Origin of the sequence: Cecembia lonarensis LW9 (genome assembly GCF_000298295.1) — a bacterium.
GTDB lineage: Bacteria > Bacteroidota > Bacteroidia > Cytophagales > Cyclobacteriaceae > Cecembia > Cecembia lonarensis.
The window spans coordinates 1-19,972 of record NZ_AMGM01000070.1; the positions used below are offsets into that span (position 1 = coordinate 1).

The 19,972-nt window shown below is 40.3% G+C and carries 13 protein-coding genes; 5 read left to right on the top strand and 8 right to left on the bottom strand.

Annotated features, from left to right (window positions below; genetic code table 11):
• The first annotated feature begins 286 nt into the window (after positions 1 to 286).
• From B879_RS16255 to B879_RS22935, 5 genes are all read left to right on the top strand, one after another.
• On the top strand, positions 287 to 2,047 hold the full coding sequence (locus tag B879_RS16255) for an alpha-L-fucosidase (RefSeq protein ID WP_009186305.1): 1,761 nt from the start codon (positions 287 to 289) through the stop codon (positions 2,045 to 2,047).
• Positions 2,048 to 2,055: 8 nt separating this feature from the next.
• Positions 2,056 to 3,777: an alpha-L-fucosidase gene (locus B879_RS16260; protein ID WP_009186306.1), complete on the top strand. Its 1,722-nt coding sequence runs from the start codon at positions 2,056 to 2,058 to the stop codon at positions 3,775 to 3,777.
• Positions 3,778 to 3,799: 22 nt separating this feature from the next.
• Complete coding sequence (locus tag B879_RS16265) at positions 3,800 to 5,206, top strand: sugar porter family MFS transporter (RefSeq protein WP_040400937.1); 1,407 nt, start codon at positions 3,800 to 3,802, stop codon at positions 5,204 to 5,206.
• Between the two features lie 86 nt (positions 5,207 to 5,292).
• Complete coding sequence (locus B879_RS16270; RefSeq protein WP_009186308.1) at positions 5,293 to 6,324, top strand: GntR family transcriptional regulator; 1,032 nt, start codon at positions 5,293 to 5,295, stop codon at positions 6,322 to 6,324.
• A gap of 121 nt (positions 6,325 to 6,445) precedes the next feature.
• On the top strand, positions 6,446 to 6,601 hold the full coding sequence (locus tag B879_RS22935; protein WP_009186309.1) for a hypothetical protein: 156 nt from the start codon (positions 6,446 to 6,448) through the stop codon (positions 6,599 to 6,601).
• A 178-nt stretch (positions 6,602 to 6,779) separates the two neighbouring features.
• On the opposite strand, the gene B879_RS16280 is transcribed toward B879_RS22935, so the two are convergent.
• The 8 genes from B879_RS16280 to B879_RS16315 form a co-directional block, all read right to left on the bottom strand.
• Positions 6,780 to 7,940, bottom strand: coding sequence for a Gfo/Idh/MocA family protein (locus B879_RS16280; RefSeq protein WP_009186310.1), 1,161 nt, complete (start codon positions 7,938 to 7,940; stop codon positions 6,780 to 6,782).
• 104 nt (positions 7,941 to 8,044) lie between these two features.
• Positions 8,045 to 9,076, bottom strand: a complete 1,032-nt coding sequence (locus tag B879_RS16285; protein WP_009186311.1) for a sugar phosphate isomerase/epimerase family protein — start codon at positions 9,074 to 9,076, stop codon at positions 8,045 to 8,047.
• 448 nt (positions 9,077 to 9,524) lie between these two features.
• Complete coding sequence (locus tag B879_RS16290) at positions 9,525 to 10,736, bottom strand: cupin domain-containing protein (RefSeq protein ID WP_009186312.1); 1,212 nt, start codon at positions 10,734 to 10,736, stop codon at positions 9,525 to 9,527.
• A gap of 24 nt (positions 10,737 to 10,760) precedes the next feature.
• Positions 10,761 to 11,843, bottom strand: a complete 1,083-nt coding sequence (locus B879_RS16295; protein ID WP_009186313.1) for an aldose 1-epimerase family protein — start codon at positions 11,841 to 11,843, stop codon at positions 10,761 to 10,763.
• 1 nt (position 11,844) lies between these two features.
• Entirely contained in the window at positions 11,845 to 12,618 is a 774-nt protein-coding gene (locus B879_RS16300; protein WP_009186314.1) for a 3-keto-disaccharide hydrolase, read from the bottom strand.
• A 237-nt stretch (positions 12,619 to 12,855) separates the two neighbouring features.
• Positions 12,856 to 15,510 carry a c-type cytochrome gene (locus B879_RS16305; RefSeq protein ID WP_009186315.1) on the bottom strand — a complete coding sequence of 885 codons (2,655 nt, stop codon included), beginning with the start codon at positions 15,508 to 15,510 and terminating at the stop codon, positions 12,856 to 12,858.
• A gap of 43 nt (positions 15,511 to 15,553) precedes the next feature.
• On the bottom strand, positions 15,554 to 16,984 hold the full coding sequence (locus B879_RS16310) for a DUF1501 domain-containing protein (protein WP_009186316.1): 1,431 nt from the start codon (positions 16,982 to 16,984) through the stop codon (positions 15,554 to 15,556).
• A 26-nt stretch (positions 16,985 to 17,010) separates the two neighbouring features.
• Complete coding sequence (locus B879_RS16315; RefSeq protein ID WP_009186317.1) at positions 17,011 to 19,395, bottom strand: DUF1549 domain-containing protein; 2,385 nt, start codon at positions 19,393 to 19,395, stop codon at positions 17,011 to 17,013.
• Positions 19,396 to 19,972: the final 577 nt, after the last annotated feature.

Consider the following 19,972-nt stretch of genomic DNA (forward strand, 5'->3'; position numbering starts at 1 on the left):
GGTTTAATATTTAATTATTTCAAATAAGACAGACTATAATACCACACAAAAACCAAGATTCTGGTTTAATTAAATATTAGTTAACCATTTAATGATACGTTTTTTCTGGTAAGATTTTAGCTGAACTAGGATTTAATTTATCGAATCACACTTTGTAAATACCAATTGGAATTGGTGAATATTTTTCAACCAAAAATCAAGGTTTGATTCTACAGGATACCACAGGATAAAAAAATAATTGAATTAAATAATATTGTAGAGTCCAATAAATAAACCTAATCACGCTATGAAAAACCTAGTTCAAATTCAATTATTGTTTTTCTTTTTATTTATGTTCTCTTGCTCTCAAGAAAATAAGGAAAAAGATAGGACACCTAGTTCAAAGCACTTGACAGATAATATTCTTCAACCCAAAAGGTCTTCTGATTTTATGGCGTTTAAATATGAATATTCGACAGTTGATTTATATAGAGAGTTTTCTGAATCAATCATGGATAAGGCTAGAAGTGAAGTTGAAATTCTAGAATCAGTAAATCGACAAGGAAGGTACAAACCTAATGTTGAATCATTGAAACTTCATGAAGTTCCTGAATGGTTTGAGGATGCGAAACTTGGGATTTTTCTTGATTGGGGACCTTGGTCGGTTCCAGGATATGCTCCATTAAAAGGCGCTGAAGCAAGTACTGGAGGATCCTACCCGGATTGGTATGAATTTTTAATGGATAATTTATACAAAGAATATCATGACGAAGTATGGGGCGCAGATTTTAGACGTGATGACTTTCTACCCTTATTGACGGGAGAAAATTTTAATTCAGAAGAATACATGCTATTGGCTGTAAATTCAGGAGCAAAATATTTTGTCCCTTTTACCAAACATCATGCTGGATGGACGATGTGGGAATCGGAGTTCACCAAAAGGAATGCTGTCGAAATGGGGCCTGGAAGAGATATTTATAAAGAACTTATTGAAGCTGGCAAAAAGTATGACATGAAAATGGGCTTTTATTTTTCAGTTTCTGAATGGGAATACCCAGTAATAGTGGATCAAAATTTGAGCCAATGGGATCCAGTAAAAAATTTGGCCATATTCCAGGACGCTTTAGGTCAAATTCCAAGGGCAACGCCACTAGCTTCTTATTTCCCAGCTTTACACGATCGAATGATATCTGGAAAAATACCAGTTAAAGATTATTTCGCAGACTATATGATTCCTTCCTTTAAGGAAGCTGTAGATAAATATGATCCCGACCTTGTTTGGTATGATGGTGGGTGGGGAAGTCCTGTTAGTATAAGCCGAACAATGGAAACATCTGCTTATTTTTATAACCAGGCAGAAGGTAAAAAAGATGTTGTTATAAATAACAGAGCAGGCTCATCTCTTTCAGAAGATGATTTAATTAAAGTAAGAGATCTGATGGATTCAGGTAAAAGAGATGAGGCGATGAAAATTTATTTAAGTGGTCAACAATTAGGGGATTATGGTACACCAGAATTTACTATTGGTGATGTTGATATTCAAAGTAAGTGGGAAGTTTGTCGCTCAATAAGTCCCGCTTTTGGGTACAATTGGCAAGACGATGAAGCTAGTTCATTATCTGGTGAAGAGCTTATAAAATTGTTTGTAGATATTGTGGCTAATAATGGGAATTTATTGCTTGTAATTAGTCCGGATGGATCAGGGAAATTGCCAGATATTCAAAAGGATAGGTTGCTTGAATTAGGTGATTGGATGAAGGTCAATGCAGAGAGTATACATAATACTAGACCTTGGAAAGTCCAAAAAGAGAATGATAAATTTTTTACAAAATCGAAAGATGGTAAGTCTTTGTTTGTCCATTGTACTAATTGGCCTGGTGAAAACTTAATAATTAATACTCCAATTGAAGAAGGAATTAAAGGTATTAAATTATTGGGGTCGGATATTAATCTTCAATTTACTAAAGCAAGTAATGGAAATCTTGAAATACCGATTCCAAAGGACTTTCAAAATAACCCATCTCTAATAAGCAAATATGTTTGGACATTTAAGATAGATTTAAATTAATTAATACTATGAAAAAGACCTTAAAATTCACCCTAATAATCACATTCTTTTTATTTTCAGCTTACTCATTTGGTCAGGTTCAATATAATCCCGAAAAGCCTGCAAGACCAGAAGATCATAAACCTTTTTTTTACAAGTATAATACTAGACAACTTTATGAGAAGTTTTCAGATGATCTAATGCAAAGAGCTGCTAATGACAGGAAGGAAATCGAAAAAATTAATCAGTTAGGTAAATATAAGCCAAAAAAGCAATCTTTGGATGAGCATGAAGTCCCAGAATGGTTTCGAGATGCAAAACTTGGAATATTCTTGGATTGGGGGCCTTGGTCAGTTCCAGGCTATGCGCCTCCAGGATCTGAGGGTGATACGGGTGGATCTTATCCTGATTGGTATGAATTTTTGATGGATTTTACATATAAAGCTTATCATGACTCCATTTGGGGAGAGGATTTTAGAAGAGATGATTTTTTACCTCTATTACATGGAAATAATTTTGACTCAGAAGAGTATGCAGAATTGGCTGTTCAAGCAGGTGCCAAATATATGGTGCCCTTTGCGCGGCATCATGCAGGTTGGACTATGTGGGAGTCAAAGTATACTTTTAGAAATGCAGTCGAAATGGGCCCTAAACGAGACATTCTTAAGGAATTAGTGGAAGCTTCAAGGAAAAGGGACTTGAAATTTGGTTTTTATTTTTCAATAGCTGAGTGGGAATATCCAGTCATTACTAAAGAAAGGGTAAGTCAATGGGATCCATATGAAGATATGGCCATTTTTCATGATGGTATGGGATTAATACCTCGGCCAGTTCCTCTAGCAAGTTACTTTCCTGCAAGACATGATAGAATGATATCGGGGAAAATACCTGTTAAAGATTATTTTGGAGATTATATGATGCCTTTATTTAAAGAGGGAGTCGATTTATTTGATCCAGACCTAGTTTGGTATGATGGCGGCTGGGGAACACCAGCCAACTCAAGTAGGGTTCCGGAACTTTCTGCTTATTTTTATAACCAAGCAGAAGGTAGAAAGGAGGTTGTTATAAACAATAGAGCCGGAGCTTATCTAGATGATAGTAACCTTTTGAAATTTAATGAAGTCTTAAAAAGTGGCGAACATGACAAACTATTAGAGTTGTACATGAAGGCAGAACAAATTGGTGACTATTTAACACCCGAGTATAGTATTGGAAATGTTGATATCAATGAGCCATGGGAAGTCTGTCGTTCAATAAGTCCTGCTTTTGGTTTCAATTGGACTGATAATGAAGAAAATAGCCTGTCTAGTAAAGAGTTAGTTAAAATGTTTGTTGGAATTGTAGCCAATAATGGCAATTTACTACTTGTTATTAATCCTGATGGTTCCGGAAAATTATCAAATGTTCAAAAAGACAGATTGTTGGATTTAGGACAATGGCTTAAGGTAAACGGAGAGGGTATTTATTCAACAAGACCTTGGGAAATTCAAGAGAGTGAAGGTAACTTCTTTACTAAAAGTAAAAATGGGGAATTCATCTATATCCATATTTTAGATAAAGAGAAAACAACAATTGAAGTTCCAAATCTTAATCCTAAAAATAAAGGAGCCATTTCTATCTTGGGTTCCAAAGAAAAAGTTTTGTGGGAAAACTCTGGACCAATAACCAGAATCACAATTCCTGAGTCTTTTAAAGATGAAAGAAACTGGCCTAATAAATATGGGTTTACCTTAAAAGTGGCAGTGAAGTAATCAAACATATATCATTTAATTTGTGGAAACAAGCATTAGGTATAACCAAGTTTATATTTGGTTAATAAGCATGACAGCTGCTTTAGGAGGATTTCTATTTGGATATGACTGGGTAGTGATTGGTGGAGCAAAGCCATTTTATGAACCATTTTTTAATATTACAAATCCCAGCGAACAAGGTTGGGGTACTAGTTCCGCCTTAATAGGATGTATGATTGGAGCTACCATCTGTATATTTTTAAGCGATAGACTAGGAAGAAAGAAACTTCTGACTTTTTCAGGGTTTCTTTTTTCTTTATCTGCAATTGGTACAGCCATGGCTGATACATTTTGGTGGTTTAATTTTTATAGGATAGTAGGAGGTTTAGCTATGGGTATAGCTTTAAATCTTTCCCCATTATATATTGCTGAGCTAGCCCCGCCCGAAAAAAGAGGGATGTTTGTAACCATAAATCAATTGATGGTTATGATTGGGGTACTACTCGCGCAAATTGTTAATTGGCAAATATCTCTCATAGACAAAAGTCTTCCTGATAATGCTACTTTTGAGGTTTTGGCTGCAAGTTGGAGTGGGAAATTTGCATGGAGATATATGTTTGCAGCAGAATTTGTCCCAGCTTTTTTATTTTTCATATTAATGTTTTTTGTTCCCGAAAGTGCTAGATGGCTGGTCAAAAACAATGAAGTCGATAAGGCAAAACAAGTTTTAAAAAAAATTGGTGGTGATTTCTATGCTGAAATATCTATTAATGAAATTAAAGAAACTATTTCTAAGGAAAACTTGGCAAAGGTTAATTTCAAAGAACTTTTAAATAAAAATGTTCTTCACTTTTTATTTATAGGGATTTTTCTTGCATTTCTCCAACAATGGAGTGGTGTAAATGTAATTATTTATTATGCAGCTGATATTTTTCAAGCTGCTGGATATACTTTGAAACAAATGATGTTGAATATTGTGGTAATTGGCTCAGTAATGGTGCTTTCAGTGTTTATAACCATTTTGACTGTGGATAAATTTGGAAGAAAGAGGTTATTACTTTTAGGAACATCTTCGATGGCGATTTTATACATATTCATTGGTTTAACTTTTTACTTTGAGCAAGGTGGATTTGTAATAGTTTTACTTGTCTTAGCTAACGTAATGTTTTACTCATTTACTCTTGCTCCATTACTTTGGGTTGTTTTATCTGAAATTTTCCCTACCAAAATAAGAGGAGCAGCAATGTCTATAGCCGCTTTAGCTCACTGGATTGGTAATTTTACCTTGACTTTTAGTTTTCCCGTTATTAAGGAAAGCTTAGGATGGGCTAATAATTTTTGGCTTTATGGTTTGATTTGTGTTGTTGGTTTTATTGTATTAAAATTGGTTTTACCTGAAACTAAAGGGAAATCTTTGGAGCAAATTGAAAAGCAGTTTTCTAGAAAATAGGTATGAATCTTGAAATAATTTTAACTTTAAAAATAAATCACGATCCTTGTTATGAAAACTATTACTGAAACTTTACTTGAAAGATTATGCTTGATAATTTAAAAATTGATCAATTTTCAAGTGTTCCAAAATATATTCAAATTGTAAAAGCAATTAAATATCATATACTATCAGGTCAGTTAAAATATGGAGATAAAATACCTTCAATAAATAATTTAAGCGCTGATAATTTACTTTCTAGGGATACAGTAGAAAAAGCCTATGATATTTTAAAAAAACAAGGCATTATAGAATCTGTACGGGGAAAAGGTTACTACATCTGCCATCATTCTGATCTATCAAAATACAAAATCCTATTGCTTTTTAATAAATTGAGTGCCTATAAAAAGGAGATATTCAATTCGTTTCTGATAGCCATGGAAGATCGCGCTGATATATATTTTCATGTATATCATTATGAGTGTGATTTATTTAAAAAAATCCTGGAACAACAGAAGGAGGAGTTTGATTATTTTGTTATCATGCCCCATTTTAAAAAAGATTGTGAGTCCAAAGCCATCGATCTGATTAATGCCCTACCTAAAGAAAAGTTGATTCTATTGGACAATAATTTTGATGAAATTAGGGGTTGTTTTGGCAGTGTTTTTCAGGATTTCAAGCAGGATATTTACAATGCGTTGAAACAACTCCATTCCAAATTGTTGAAGTATGAAAAATTGATTTTGGTATTTCCTTTTCATTCCAATTATCCCTACCCTGAAAATATTCTCTTGGGATTTAAAAAGTATGCTGTGGAGGCAGGTTTGGAATATAAAATCATTTCAGAAGTAGATGCGTCCCTTTCTATTCAGGATAAAGAAGCTTATATCATTATCGAAGAAAATGACCTGGTTAACCTCATCAAAATTGCCCGGCGTAGCAAGGGATTGAAAATCGGGAAAAACATCGGGGTCTTGTCCTACAATGAAACCCCTCTCAAGGAAGTATTGGAAAAAGGGATTACCGTGATCAGTACGGATTTTGCAAAAATGGGCAAACTGACTGCTGAGATGATTTTAAGTAAAGAAGGCAAAATGATAAAAAATGATTTTAAGGTAATTGAAAGGAAGTCTTTGTGATTTTATCGCTAATAGTAAATTCTTAAAATTTTAGAATCCTTTTTTGAAATGTGTTTTTGATATTAAAGATACTGGTCGATATTTAGATATTAGAATGGACTATCCTAAATTATCTAACCAAATGAAAAAGCGATCTATTACAGCAGCTGAATTTGATGAGAAATTTGAAAAAGGAGAAGATATAACTTCGTACCTTAAACTCGATAAAGCTATCAAGCCTGGGCTAAAAGCAAAGAAATTTTTCTCCAATTGGCCTTTTTCAGCACGCCCTAAATAATCTTCCCTTGTGATAATGAGAAACCTGCCATGCTTTGAAAGTTTCCAATCAAATTGTTGAAGATTGGATTTCCGAAGTATGGCAGGTCGCTGCTAATTTTTCGCCGAAGGCATATTTCAGATTATTTCTACATTATTTCAATGCCTTAATTTTTAATTCGTTTTTTATATGGCTTCAATTACCCCTCCCATTTGACTCCGGTATCTTTCCAACTTTTTGACGCTGCAGAATCCAGCACTGCCTGACAGACTTTTTGTGTCTCAAAAGCATCCTGGAAAGTTGGGGCACAAGGTTCACCTGTCTGAAGGCTCAAGAAAAAGTCCGCAGCCTGATGAATAAAGGAATGCTCATAACCAATGGAAGTTCCGGGAATCCACCACCTGTTCATATAAGGTTGTTCTCCTTCAGTAATATGGACTCTTCTCCAACCTCTTACTTGTGATTCGTCTTTATGATCGAATATTTCCAGCCAGTTCATGTCATGAAGGTCCCAACGGATAGAGGCATGTTCTCCATTGATCTCAAAGGTATATAAAGCCTTATGCCCCCGTGCATACCTTGTGGCTTCAAAAAGACCCAAAGAACCATTGTCAAAATGACAATGGAATACGCAGGCGTCATCAATACCTACTTTTTGGACCATACCACTTCCTTGATGGACTCTTTCTTTAATAAAAGTTTCTGTCATGGCAGAAACATCCTTGATACCTCCGTTCAACCACATGGCGGTATCAATACAATGGGCCAACAAATCCCCCGTTACCCCCGATCCTGCTGCATCTACATCCAATCTCCAAAGGGCATCCCCACCTTGCGGAAGCTCGGGATTGATGGTCCAATCCTGCAGGAAATTGGCCCTGTAATGGAAAATCTTACCCAGTTTTCCTGAATCCACCAATTGTTTGGCTAAGGTCACTGCAGGTACCCTGCGGTAGTTGTACCAAACGGTATTTTTTACCCCGGCTTCTTCCACCGCTTTGACCATGGCCTCCCCTTCTTCCAAAGTTCTGGAAAGGGGTTTTTCACAAAGGATCATCTTTCCCGCTTTGGCCGCTGCAATGGCAATTTCCGCATGGGTATCATTTGGTGTACAGATATCCACTGCATCAATATCTTCTCTGGCGATGAGCTCCTTCCAATCTGTTTCATAAGAAGCATAGCCCCATTGTTCAGCAAAAGCTTTGACTTTGTCCTCTCTTCGGGCACAGGCCGCCTGTAGTACAGGCATGTATTCAAATTCGGAAAAGAAGTCTGGTATTCTTTTATAGGCATTGGTATGGATCCTGCCCATTAGACCCGTGCCTATCAATCCTATTCGTATTGGTTTTTTATTGCTCATTTTTTTTAGATTTTAGATGTGAGACATAAGATTTGAGACCAAAAAAGTGTTTTCCTTTAGTCTCTCATCTTGTTTCTTGTTTCTTGCTTCTTGTTTCTATAATCTTAACTATTCCATCCATGTGCGTCTCTGACCTTTATCAAGGCTGCAAGGATGTCATTCCAGGTTTGTTGTTTTTCCATGATAGCATTGGGGAACATACAGCCATCCCAACAAATGTGTTGCATGGCTTTAGTCAAATTGCCATTTTCGTCCCTCAACCAATAACCGGCATCATGAGTGATGTCGAGCAAGCCATTGGGGTCTGTGGCCTGACAATGGCGTCCTGTTTTATCATGGGAGCCAGAACCGAAAACAGAACCGTCGTTCTGGGCGACATGAAAATCTATGGTCCATGGACGGAGCGCATCAGTAACTGTTTTTAAAGCAGATTTGATGGCTTCTCTGTCGTTACTTTCAAAATCAGCTGGAAGAATCCTATGTTCAGGCGCATTATATCCTAGCGTATACAAAAAGGTGTGGGACATGTCTGCCTGGAAGCCAATGTTTTTCCTGTCCACCATTTCCAATAGCTGCACCATATGTTTCCAGCTGTGCATGCCGCCCCAACAGATTTCTCCTTCTGCTGCTAATCGCTCTCCATAATCGGCAGCAACATCACAGGCTTCACGGAAAGTTTGGGCGATCAATTTGCTGTTGCCTTCGGGGTCCTTAGCCCAATCAGTAACTCCAGCCGCAGAATCAATCCGCACCACCCCATAGTGCCTTACCCCTAGTTCATTCAACCGCTTGGCAATGGCACAGGATTTCTGGACCATTTCCACAAAAGTCTTACGCTGTTCTGCACTTCCCATAGCCGAACCTGACCAAATAGGAGCTACCAGTGAGCCGATATTGAGCTTGTGTTTGGAAACTTTATCCGCCAACTTTTTGATGTCATCATCCGACATGTCAATGTTGAGATGGGGATCCAGTAAGCCGATATCGACGCCGTCAAATTTTACTCCGTCTACTTGCGCAGCAGCCGTCATTTCCAATAAAGTATCGAAAGGGATGACAGGTTCTGAATCAGGACCTTTGCCCACTATTCCTGGCCAGGTCGCATTATGGATTTTGGGATAATTGTTTTGTGACATGGTTATTTTGGTTATTGATTATAAGTTAAATGAGTTATTGGTTTTAATATCGAATCGCCATTGATCAAAGCTTGAGAATTAGATTGGTTCTTCGAGTTTGAAATTTTGTACAAAGTACCAAGTACGAAGTACAAAGTTTTTCGTTCCTCCTGAAAAAGGCTTTTTACTTTGCTCTTTTTTAGTTCATTTTCCAAATCTTTGAGGGTTTATTGTCTTCTTCTCTTTGTAATTTGATTTGACTTTTTTGAGCGAATTTTATTGGACGTCCCTAAAATTTCAATTAAGAACATTTATGAACCTATCTATAATCGTTTTACTCCTAAGACCTTTACATTACCTTCAATATAGGAAAGTATATATTTTTCTGTTCTTCTTAGTACATTGTACTTGGTACAAACCCCTAACTTCTAGTTTCCTGTCTAAAGGTAGGCAAGCTCGCCTCTAAACTCTACTTCCCTACTTTCAAATCCGGATTATTCGGACCAAAGTGCTTCAGCATCACGATAGGATCTGTTTTGGAAGGATTGCTGATCGTAACTCCCCCTTTGGCAGCCTTTTCAGAAACAAAGTATTCATCATGGGTGAGTTGCCCATAACGGATCAAAGCCGGCGTTTCTACATCCCATACCCCCATTTTCCCATGTCCCTGCATCATAATCATCCCATAGGCAGCATTGTCTGTAATGGTGACGGTCTGACCAGGCAAAACCGTCAGTTCTTTGGCGCTGTAATCATGGGAGCGGTAACAGATCCATTTTTCTTCAAAACCTTGGGACTCCATCCAATCCTGATCATAAACGGGCTTGGGAAGCATGAAATGGTTGTCAAGAATGTTTGGGTTGGTATTCAGTTCCCAATCGATAACTTCTACCAACAGGTCATAATCCCCGATTCTGTCCTTGGGGGTACCATTCCATAGCAATTCTTCAGGAATAATCGCCTCATTGACCAAGGACTGGTACATGGCGAAAATATCTGAAGCCTTCTGTGGTTCGTAAGTACAAAGGCTACCTGGAGCATGCAGCATACCTGGAGGTACATCCCATCCGGTACCTGGCTCCAGTTTAAAGGCTTGTGAATAATTGGTAATCTTATTGTCCCCTTTATTGAAATTCATCAGGCATTCTTTGATCTGTGCTTTAGTGGTGCCAGGAGCAATACCAAAAAAAGTATAAGGAAAGTCTCCCCCATGGTTATTGAGTTGTGGAGGAAAGTAGTAGGCTTCTGGTTTCCCCTTTTGACCTGTCATAGCCGCATATTCATCGTTGTGGTGAATGTGGTGTGGCAGGGGGCCCATATTGTCAAAAAATTTAGAGTACATGGGCCAGCTTTTGTGTTCTTCCCAAATCCTTTCCCCGATGATTTCCCCTTTCAGTTCATCAATCGCGTCTTTCAATAAAAAGAGTATTTCTTCAGCACCATCCTTATAAACAATATGGCTCAAGCCTTCATTTTTCCCGGTCAATGGACCGTTTTGTGCGGGAGTGGTGGATGAAAGCCATCTTTCATCGATACCCCCTCTCACTCCGCCTAAGACATAATAATCATCGGGATGCAGTTTTATCCTTCTGCCAGGAACACAAAAAGATCGTGGTACCCAGGTTGGAGTCAATCTGAGGATGCCTTCTCCTTGTTCTAATGCATTTTTTGCCAAACTCATGTTTTTTGTCGTTTTAGTTAAATATTAATAATTACTTTTTTTTAAGAAGTTATCAAGTTCATTCATTTCTGTCATGACCTTTAATTCAAGATCGTAGTTTCTTTTTTCCCCAGGGGCCAACTCAATCAAAGTACCCTCAGTTCTGGCTTTTGCCTGCCCAATTGGAGGATTGGTCGCAGGTTCCAGAGCGGTAACATACTCCCCTTTGCCCCAATGCTGCCAATTGATCAGCCATGGTAATTGAAGGGTATTGAACTTTATGGACAATCCCAGACCCAACTTTTCATTGATAAAACCACAAATGGCTGTGCCATTTGCCTCCGCATGAGGCTTGATAAAAGCTACATCTTCCCCAAACCCGGCATGTGCATCCATGGGATCAGGACATTTTTTAAAGTTATTGGAAGCATTGAAAATCCTATTGTTAGGATCTTTATCCATGGACTCCCATTGGCCTTTCCAAATCATATCTGTGCCTTTATCAATCAAAGGGTAACCACAATTGATGTGATACAATAGCATATGTGGGGCAGGAGTATTGCCTACATTGATGACTTCATCATGAACCTTAAGGTAGTTTTCTCCAAGCGTTCCGGAAATGGTTCTTTTCAATTCCAGTTGAGGGCCAAAAGTAGTGGTCTCCTTGACAAGTCCTGTCATACCCAAACTTAGGTCTCCATTCCTAACATCTGGTTGCTTGATAGAAATAAGCTCCGCCGCAAGGTTGCTGTAATTTCCATGAAGGCCTCTTGTTCCATTTTGATCAGACTCTGGGCCACCAATATGGGAGAGGCCACAAGTAGTCAATAATCCACCGGCAAAAGTTCGCAACCAATCAATACCCTGATTGGAAAAAGGTTGAGGGTGGACTATTCCGGCATGGCTGATCCATGCCAAGCTGTTGGCATTGAAAAATGCATCCACGATGTCCATTCCACGGTCCAAGACGATTTTGTACCTTAATCCCCCTCCCGTATTTACCCAAGCTATCCTTGTCCCTTTACCAGGCCCATTATCCAAAATAGAAGTCTCAATTCCTCCCAATTGGGACGAGTGGGAGATTTTGTTCTTGGAATGATGAATCAATGGATTTAAGGTGTCACTCATTTTAATTTTCCTTTAGGTAAATATTCTTAAAGGCAACTTGCATTGGAGGGCCCACGTGAACCTGAAACCCTAGATATCCACCAAAACTTCGGTTGACTGGGTCTTCATCCATCACTTCACTCATCAAAATGCCATTTACAAAATGCTGCAGATGATTGCCCTTAATCACCAAATGCATATGGTTCCAATCTTCTTCCTGAATTAGAGTTCTCAAAGAATCTCTATCTCCAAGTTCTTTGGTCAGCTCCAAACCGCGCCAAGCATTTCTTTCCACAAAGTCCCTGATTTCACCCGGAGGATCCTGAGGGTTGATTTTGGTTTGCTGTCCCCGGTAAGCCAAAGTGGCCCTTTTCCGCTCCTCATAATTCTGACCTGTGTAGGTGTTTTTACCATCTATATCAGCCTGATAGCCCCTCAGCGCAAAAGGAATATCAACCAACCTTTCACTTCTGTAATTGATTCCGGAATTACCATCTTCAGTAATTTTAAAATCAACTTTTAATTCGAAATCACTAGGTTCACCTCCTGTCCAAACTAAAAAAGTATTGGACTTCAAATCTGTGTCAGCAGTTAATTCACCGATAAGCAACCCATCCTCCACCCTCCAAATGTCCGTATCCCCTTCCCAGCCATCCATACTTTTACCATTAAAAATGGATACAAAGCCATCATCTTCTTCCTCCTGATTTGCCTCAGAAGTTTCTTCTTGGGCACAAGCGGTAAAGCTGATAATTGCAAGAATGAACAGGTATTTTAAATTGCGAAAATCTTTCATAGTCTGTTTTTTTATAATTCAAGTACCAATGACATAATCAAACGTCACTCTGACGAAGGGAAAGCCTGCCCCGATGCTTTCGGGGGGTCTCCCAAAATATGGGGGATCCCCCGTAATACTACGGGGCAGGCTTTCATCCTTCCCGCTTAGCGGAACAGGCTGTTCCTCGGATTCAGGATGACGGTGGGGAATGTCATTTCCTTTCTGTATATGTCAAATTTTAAAATCTTATAATGACTACTGATAGACTGCATGGTTTGGATTACCACCGGAGATCAAGTAAGCCATCAAATCTTTTAATTCCTCTTCATTCAGTCGGTTGATCAACCCTGGCATCATGATCGAAACCTCCGAAAGTTTTTTACTGGTCACGTCTTTTTTTGGGATTTCCCTTACATTCTGAGGATCAAAAGGGTTTTGTGAAATGTAGTATTTGTCCTTATCCTCATTGGTCAGTTTACCCAAAACAGAACTTCCATCGCTCAGGTAGAAAATGGTCGAAGCATATTGGTCACTGATGACCGCATTGGGATTGATGGTGGATTCCAGAATATCTTTTGGAGAAAAGCGTGTACCCAATTGGGTCAGGTCAGGTCCGACAACACCACCCTCACCTTGCATGGTATGACAGGATTGACAAAGGGTGGCAGCATACATGGCTTTACCCTTGACCAGATCTCGTCCTTTCAGGTCATCCATGAGCGCCAAAGCATCATCTACTTTCCAGTTTCTGCCTGGACCCTGAGGCTGTATGGCAGAAACAACCAGGTCATTGCCGCTACCTGTCAGTAGAGCAGCGCCAGACATTTCATTGTAATGATCAAATTCAGAAGGGTTGACTTTACTCAAAGCCATTTTCCTGGCCCTGTCAATAAAGCCCACATAACTCCTGCCTCCTTTGTATTGAAAAGCATCATGGACCCAAGTGAAATAAGCCTCTCTCAAGGCTGGTGTCCAACCTACTTTGGCACCACCCAATACCGTGGCATAGTAAGACTGCTGGGCAGGAGGTACATTGGCCAACATGTCAGCAATGTCAAGTCCATATTGCGGATTTCTCAGGATCAGATCGGAAGAAGAAGTAAATGTCTTTTGATAGTCCAAGTCATCTTTGGCTACCCGAAGCTGGGCCACGATTTTTTCCACAGCATCAGGAGCTTCTATATGCACCAAAACTTTACTGAGCGACCTGTCCAAGTTATTGTTTCCTGATGGAAAATTGGGATTTAGTTGTTCGGCCAATTGCCCCTTGAGTGCATTCGAAGGCTTACCTTGTCTAAAAAGACTCAATTCCACTGCACGCACATGATTCAATCGATCGGTGGTTGAAAGTTGCTTGAAATCTACCGCTAAAAGGGCCTCTAAAATTCTGCTTTGAAGGTTTTTGTCCCCATGACGGATAAGGGCAATCATGGATTGTATCAAAGTGCTGGGTTCTTTTTCATTCAATGCCTTTTCCTGCCATTCTTTGACGGGTTGGTGCTCTAAGGCAATTCGTGCGGCATATTGGATAAATCTGTCCTCATCTTTCAAGTAAGGCCAGGCTGTCTCTACCGCATTTGCTTTCGGCCCGCCACTGTGGAAGGCTTCCAGCATCCTCCTTGTTTGATGTGCTTCCGGTAAATCAGAATCCGTTTTGCTTGGACCTACATCTTCCAAATTTCCGGCATAATACACCCGGTAAACATCTGATTCCAATCTCCTACCACCTGTCATAAAATACATGGCCCCATCCGGTCCAATGGCTCCATCTGTGAGGGGAAGCGGAGAACCCGAAATGAATTCTTCGGCCGTCGCGGAGTAGGTGGCCCCGGAAGGTTCTAGAAAAACAGAATAGATGATGCCGAAACTCCAATCAAAAGCAAAAAGGGCTTTACGGTATTTTTCAGGGAAATTAGATCCCGTTCCAAACATTACATTGGTAGGGGAACCCTGCCCAATATTCAAAATAGCAGGTAAATTATCAGGGTATTCGGGAGACCATTTTTGGTTACCTGTTCTCCAGCCAAATTCACTTCCACTTGAAACATGACAAATACGGGTAGGCCTGTACCATGGCATTCCAAAATCCCATTCCATGTCCGAATCATAGGTAAACAATTCCCCCGCTTCATTGAAGGCGATGTCATAAGCATTTCTAAAGCCTGCACTGATCAATTCCCAGTTTTTTCCTTCAGGATCAATTTTGGCAATCCAGCCCCCTGGAGCCATGCGGTTGTTGGCATGTCCTCTGGGGTCTTTGATCAATGGGAAAATATTGTCTTCATCCCAAACCCTTGGAAGTCGGTAAGCATTCATCTCCGGCACATCCACATGATTTCCAGCTACCAGATAGATGGATTGTCCATCAGGCGACACAACCATACTGTGCGGACCATGTTCTCCCGGCTCCCCATCAAGGGCTTTGAGCAGGGTGATTTTATCATACTGATCATCTCCATTGGTGTCCTGTAAGCGATAGAGCCCTGTGCCTTTATCAAAAGCATCGTTGGCATTATGGTTGACCATCACGTAAAGGCTATTGAACGCATATAAAACTCCTTGCGCAAAGCCCATTCCCAACTTGGATTCATCCGTGCCCACTACCAATTTCTCTACTTTGGGAGTCAGGTCTTCAGCGCCTATGGCAGGGACTTCCAGTCTATAAATCGCACCATATTGGTCAGTAGCGATCATCCTTCCCTTATCATCGAAAGTTACTCCTACCCAGGACCCTTGGTCATTCTCTCCAGGACTATAGATATGCTCTGCCACAAAGCCTGCAGGGAGTTTGAGCTTGGCTAATTTAGGATGGAGTGGTGTCCTGTCTTCTTCTTTTTTTCCGCAGGAAAAAAGTAAGACTAAGGTCAAAAGGAAGGTGATTGATTTCAAAATTGAATTTTTGGTTTGCATAGGTTGTTGGTTATCCGGGAATTGTTATTTACGATTTGATAATTTAAGTTTTAAGAAGATCAAACTCCACTTGCCCATGTCCATCTGGTGTGGTGTAAAATGGTCTTTTTTCAATCAAATAATGGGTATCAGGAGCGATGCCCAAAGCATGGTAAATGGTCTGGTGGATGCGCTCTATTTTGATGGGCTTTTCTATTGTTTTGCAGGGCCTTTCATCCGCAGTTTTGCCATAGACATGTCCTCTTTTTATTCCGCCCCCAAACATCAGAATAGAACATCCATCGGTAAAATGCCTGTGCATGCCGTAATTCTTCATGTCTTCGATGATCTCGGGCACATCCACTTGGTCCAGAACCTTCAAATCAGGCCTACCTTCTGTGAGCATATCTCTACTGAATTCACTGGCCACAATAACCAATGTCCTTTCCAATCTCCCACTTTCATCCAGATCCTTTATCAACTGCGCTATAGGTGCGTCAATTAATTTCTTCATGTCTTTCAATCGGGTGTGGCCGTTGTCATGGGTGTCCCAACCAAAAAAGGGCTCATATTCTGTTGTTACGCTAATGAATCTCGCACCTTGGTTGACCAGTCTTTTGGCCAATAAGCAGCCTAAACCAAATCTGCCGGTATTATACACATCATAGCTTTCTTTTGGCTCTTGACTCAGGTCAAAAGCTTTGGCCTCTGGGGAGTTCAGAAGAATATAGGCTTGTTCCATAGACCTTTTGAGGGATTCTTTTTGGTAATCACTTCCAAATTCACCCATGGGACTATCCTGGATCAGATTTTCATACAGTTGGTTTCTTGCCTCAAACCTTTGAAGCGACATACCTACAGGAGGCCGGACACTTTCGAGACCTGATGTAGGGTCAGGAATCAAAAAAGGTCCAAATTCAGCTCCCAAAAAACCTGCACTATGAAAAGCCTTGAGTTCTTCTCCTTCCCCAACTGTAAATCTTTGGCCGATATTGATAAAAGGAGGGATAACAGGGTTTAAGGGCCCAAGCTCTTTGGCTATCCAGGACCCTATATGGGGCACCACCACAGATTGGGGAGGTTCATAGCAGGTATGCCAATGGTATTGGTGTCTGGTATGCAAAATATGACCTAAATCTGCTGCCACATAAGACCGGATCAAAGTGCCACGGTCCATGATTTTTCCAATGGATTCCAATCCCTCAGAAAAATGGATCCCGTCCAAAACCGTCGGAACAGATGGGAAGGTACTGAGCACCTCACTGGAATGCATCCCTTTACGGAAGGCAGTATGTTTTTTAGGGTCGAATGTTTCAGTATGCGCCATTCCACCAGCCATAAATAGCAGAATGACACTATCAGCAGTGGAAGGAATGGAGATATTGGATTGACAGGATGAAAGCAAACCAGAAAGAGGAGACCCCATGGCCATGGTAGCCATGGCCGCGGCGCTTGTTTTCTTTAAAAAATCTCTCCTCTTCAAATGCTTATTCATGATGCTAAGTGGTTTTTAATTTTCATCTAGTAAATTATCTGAAATTCAGGAAGTAACAATACCGCCCAAAAAAAATCCTGAATTTGTTCTGCTCCAGGCTGATCCCCCAAGGCATCTTTTGCGATTTTCAATTCTTTTTGACTGGGTTTTCTAAGTAGAATTTTCTCGTAGAATGCTTCAGAAATCTCTGCTCCATTTCCATATTTTTCTTTCCAAAGGATAGCACCGTTTTCAAGTGCTTCATAAAGTCTTTCTCCATTGGTCAGCTCCAGGGCCTGTAAAAGACTGGCCTGGGAATCCCTTGAAGTGGTTACAATTTCCCTGTTGGGTCTGCCCATGGCTGTAAGAAAACTATTATTGGCCACCAATGAGGCCCTTACATAGGAAGGAGTGGACTGTTCATTTTTCGCCAATTGGAAGGGATTGTACTTAAGCTCTTGCGCATCAAAAAGTGGATAGATCACTTGACTTACAGCATCAGCAAACTGTTCTGCGGTCATTCTTCTTCTGGTCATGCCTGTGAAAGTATAATCTTCAGCCATCAGCAAATCTGGACTTTTTACGCCCGAGGAAGCAGACTGGTATATTTTCGAAGTGGTAATCTGGTAGATCAAGTCCTTCAAATCATATCCTTTGTCCACAAATTCAGAAGCCAACCAATCCAATAGATCCTGGCTCCAAGGGGCATTGTCCATTTCATCCACAGGTTCTACCAATCCCCTTCCCATGAGTTGCTTCCAGACCCGGTTGACAATGGTCCTGTACATCCTCCCATTGGCCGGCTGGACCAGATGCTCGGAAAGTTGGCGTAGTTTTTCAGTTCTAGAAGCCAAACTGTCTATTTCCCCCAGTTCTTCCCAAAGAATTTTTGTAGAAGCCATTTCACCTGTAGGTTGTTCACAGCGGCTGACTTCTAAGGTGGTGTCTGCAAAAATATTGGCAAAGGCATAGGCTTGATCCAATTTCCAATCCGAAATAAAGCTATCATGGCAAGAAGCACATTTGAGGTTCAGCCCCAAAATCACCTGTCCGACATTTTGGGCCGCCTGCATTTCTGTTCTTTGACTGGCATTGACAGTTCCCCTCCACCGTATGCCTTCTATAAATCCCTTGGATTTTTCATCTGGATGGAGCAGTTCTTTGACAAAAGTATCATAGGGTTTGTTGCTCAAAAGTGATTGGTACAACCAATCCGTGATGTTGTACCTTCCATTGGTGATGTAACCGGTTCCAGTGTAGTCATTTCTAAGGTGATCATTCCAAAAGGTCAGCCAATGCATGGCATAATCCTCATTTCTGCTGAGTAACTGGGCTATCAAAATGGCTCTTTTATCAGGTCTGCTGTCTTGAGAGAAAGCATGTAAAACTTCCGGACTTGGAAGCAGTCCAATGAGATCTAGGTATATTCTTCTCAAGAAAGTCTTGTCATCAATGCCTTCAGGCCAAGCCAACCCTTTTTCCTGCAAATAATCATGAACAAATAGATCCACAGGGTTTGTCAACCCCTTAACAGCCTTTGGCAGCGTAGGTCTTCTAGGAGCCAGGTCAGCAACCCTGTAGATACTTGGTGTTGCGGCATTATCCGGCCAGGGGGCTCCTTTTTCTACCCATAATGTCAGCAGGGCAATTTCCTCTTTGCTTAAGGGATTGGCTTTGGAAGGCATTACCTCTTTGTGGTTTTTGGGGAGGTTTATTCTCCTGATCAGCTCGCTTTGATTTGGGGCTCCGGCCATTATGACTGCTCCTGATTCCCCACCTTTAAATACATGTTCTTTGGAATCTAACCTTAAATCTCCCTCGATCTTAGCCCCACTATGGCACTTATAGCAATTATGGGCGAGAATGGCCCTTACTTCACCAATTAATTTCAATTCTGCATTGGAGGAAAGTGTACCTGTTTCTGATTGGTAAAGTGCTAAATCAAAATTACCGGGTTGGTAAGGAGACATACCATGATTCCAAGGCAAGGTGCTGCTCAGGTAATCTTCTCCATGGGTCAAAGAAGCACCCATATGACCTGTAAGGATGACGCCAAAAGTGGTAAGGAACAACACTCCCCGGTAAAGCTTAATGTTTTGCCGCTTTTGTTTTAATTCGATTTGCCTCCAAAACCATAACAAAACCAGGCTTATTCCGGCGGTAATGAATCCAAAAAGCTGGTGTTGATCCAATAAATCACCTGAAATATTTTCATTCTCGGCCAATTGCCATCCAAAAAATGCGGCAATCAATGCTGAAAAGATGCCACCAAGAAGGATGGCATTGATGCCAGGCCTCAATTTAGATTGGTATTTTCCAATGGTGAAGATTTCCAGAAAAGCAGCAAAAATCAATAGGGCAATAGGGAAATGGACTACCAATGGATGAAGCCTTCCAAGAAATTGCCAAAGCCAGAAATTTTCTGCTATCATAGGTTATATTGGGCCGTTTGTTATAAAAGGGGATATGGTTAGTTAATATATAATTTTCTAAATTTTTATACAAACAACTGTCCTGTACCTACCTGTGTGATGCGTAAAACAAGACATGATTCCCTTCCCTGTAAATGCCATATTTTAAAATCTACTATTGACAGATTACCGGAATCGTCACTCTGATCCGCCACAGGCGGAGAAGAGTCTCCCAAAATAGAGGAGATGCTTCACTACGTTACCATTGACAGACTACAGTAACCGTCACCCTGACGAAGGAAGGGTCTCCCAAAATATGGAGGATCCTTTATCCTTCCCGCTTAGCGAGACAGGCTGTTCCTCGGATTCAGGATGACGGTGGGGAATGTCATTGCTAAGAAGTTTGAGTACCCACAACCCTTCTTTTTAACCCTTTACCATCATTCTCTTTTTGGATTTAACAGTAAATACTTAAATTCCAAAAAGATATATTGCTATTTAAAGCAGGATATGGCAGGATAGATTTCCGAACAATAAGGTGGAGTTTTTATCCATTCATCTTGCTTAACCAATAAATAGCTTCATAAACCGATTCTGC

Excerpts from the sequence above, each read along its gene's own strand:
- B879_RS16255 (WP_009186305.1), top strand. The coding sequence starts at position 287 with ATGAAAAACCTAGTTCAAATTCAATTATTGTTTTTCTTTTTATTTATG.
- B879_RS16260 (WP_009186306.1), top strand. The coding sequence starts at position 2,056 with ATGAAAAAGACCTTAAAATTCACCCTAATAATCACATTCTTTTTATTT.
- B879_RS16270 (WP_009186308.1), top strand. The coding sequence starts at position 5,293 with ATGCTTGATAATTTAAAAATTGATCAATTTTCAAGTGTTCCAAAATAT.
- B879_RS22935 (WP_009186309.1), top strand. The coding sequence starts at position 6,446 with ATGAAAAAGCGATCTATTACAGCAGCTGAATTTGATGAGAAATTTGAA.
- B879_RS16280 (WP_009186310.1), bottom strand. The coding sequence starts at position 7,940 with ATGAGCAATAAAAAACCAATACGAATAGGATTGATAGGCACGGGTCTA.
- B879_RS16285 (WP_009186311.1), bottom strand. The coding sequence starts at position 9,076 with ATGTCACAAAACAATTATCCCAAAATCCATAATGCGACCTGGCCAGGA.
- B879_RS16290 (WP_009186312.1), bottom strand. The coding sequence starts at position 10,736 with ATGAGTTTGGCAAAAAATGCATTAGAACAAGGAGAAGGCATCCTCAGA.
- B879_RS16295 (WP_009186313.1), bottom strand. The coding sequence starts at position 11,843 with ATGAGTGACACCTTAAATCCATTGATTCATCATTCCAAGAACAAAATC.
- B879_RS16300 (WP_009186314.1), bottom strand. The coding sequence starts at position 12,618 with ATGAAAGATTTTCGCAATTTAAAATACCTGTTCATTCTTGCAATTATC.
- B879_RS16305 (WP_009186315.1), bottom strand. The coding sequence starts at position 15,510 with ATGCAAACCAAAAATTCAATTTTGAAATCAATCACCTTCCTTTTGACC.
- B879_RS16310 (WP_009186316.1), bottom strand. The coding sequence starts at position 16,984 with ATGAATAAGCATTTGAAGAGGAGAGATTTTTTAAAGAAAACAAGCGCC.
- B879_RS16315 (WP_009186317.1), bottom strand. The coding sequence starts at position 19,395 with ATGATAGCAGAAAATTTCTGGCTTTGGCAATTTCTTGGAAGGCTTCAT.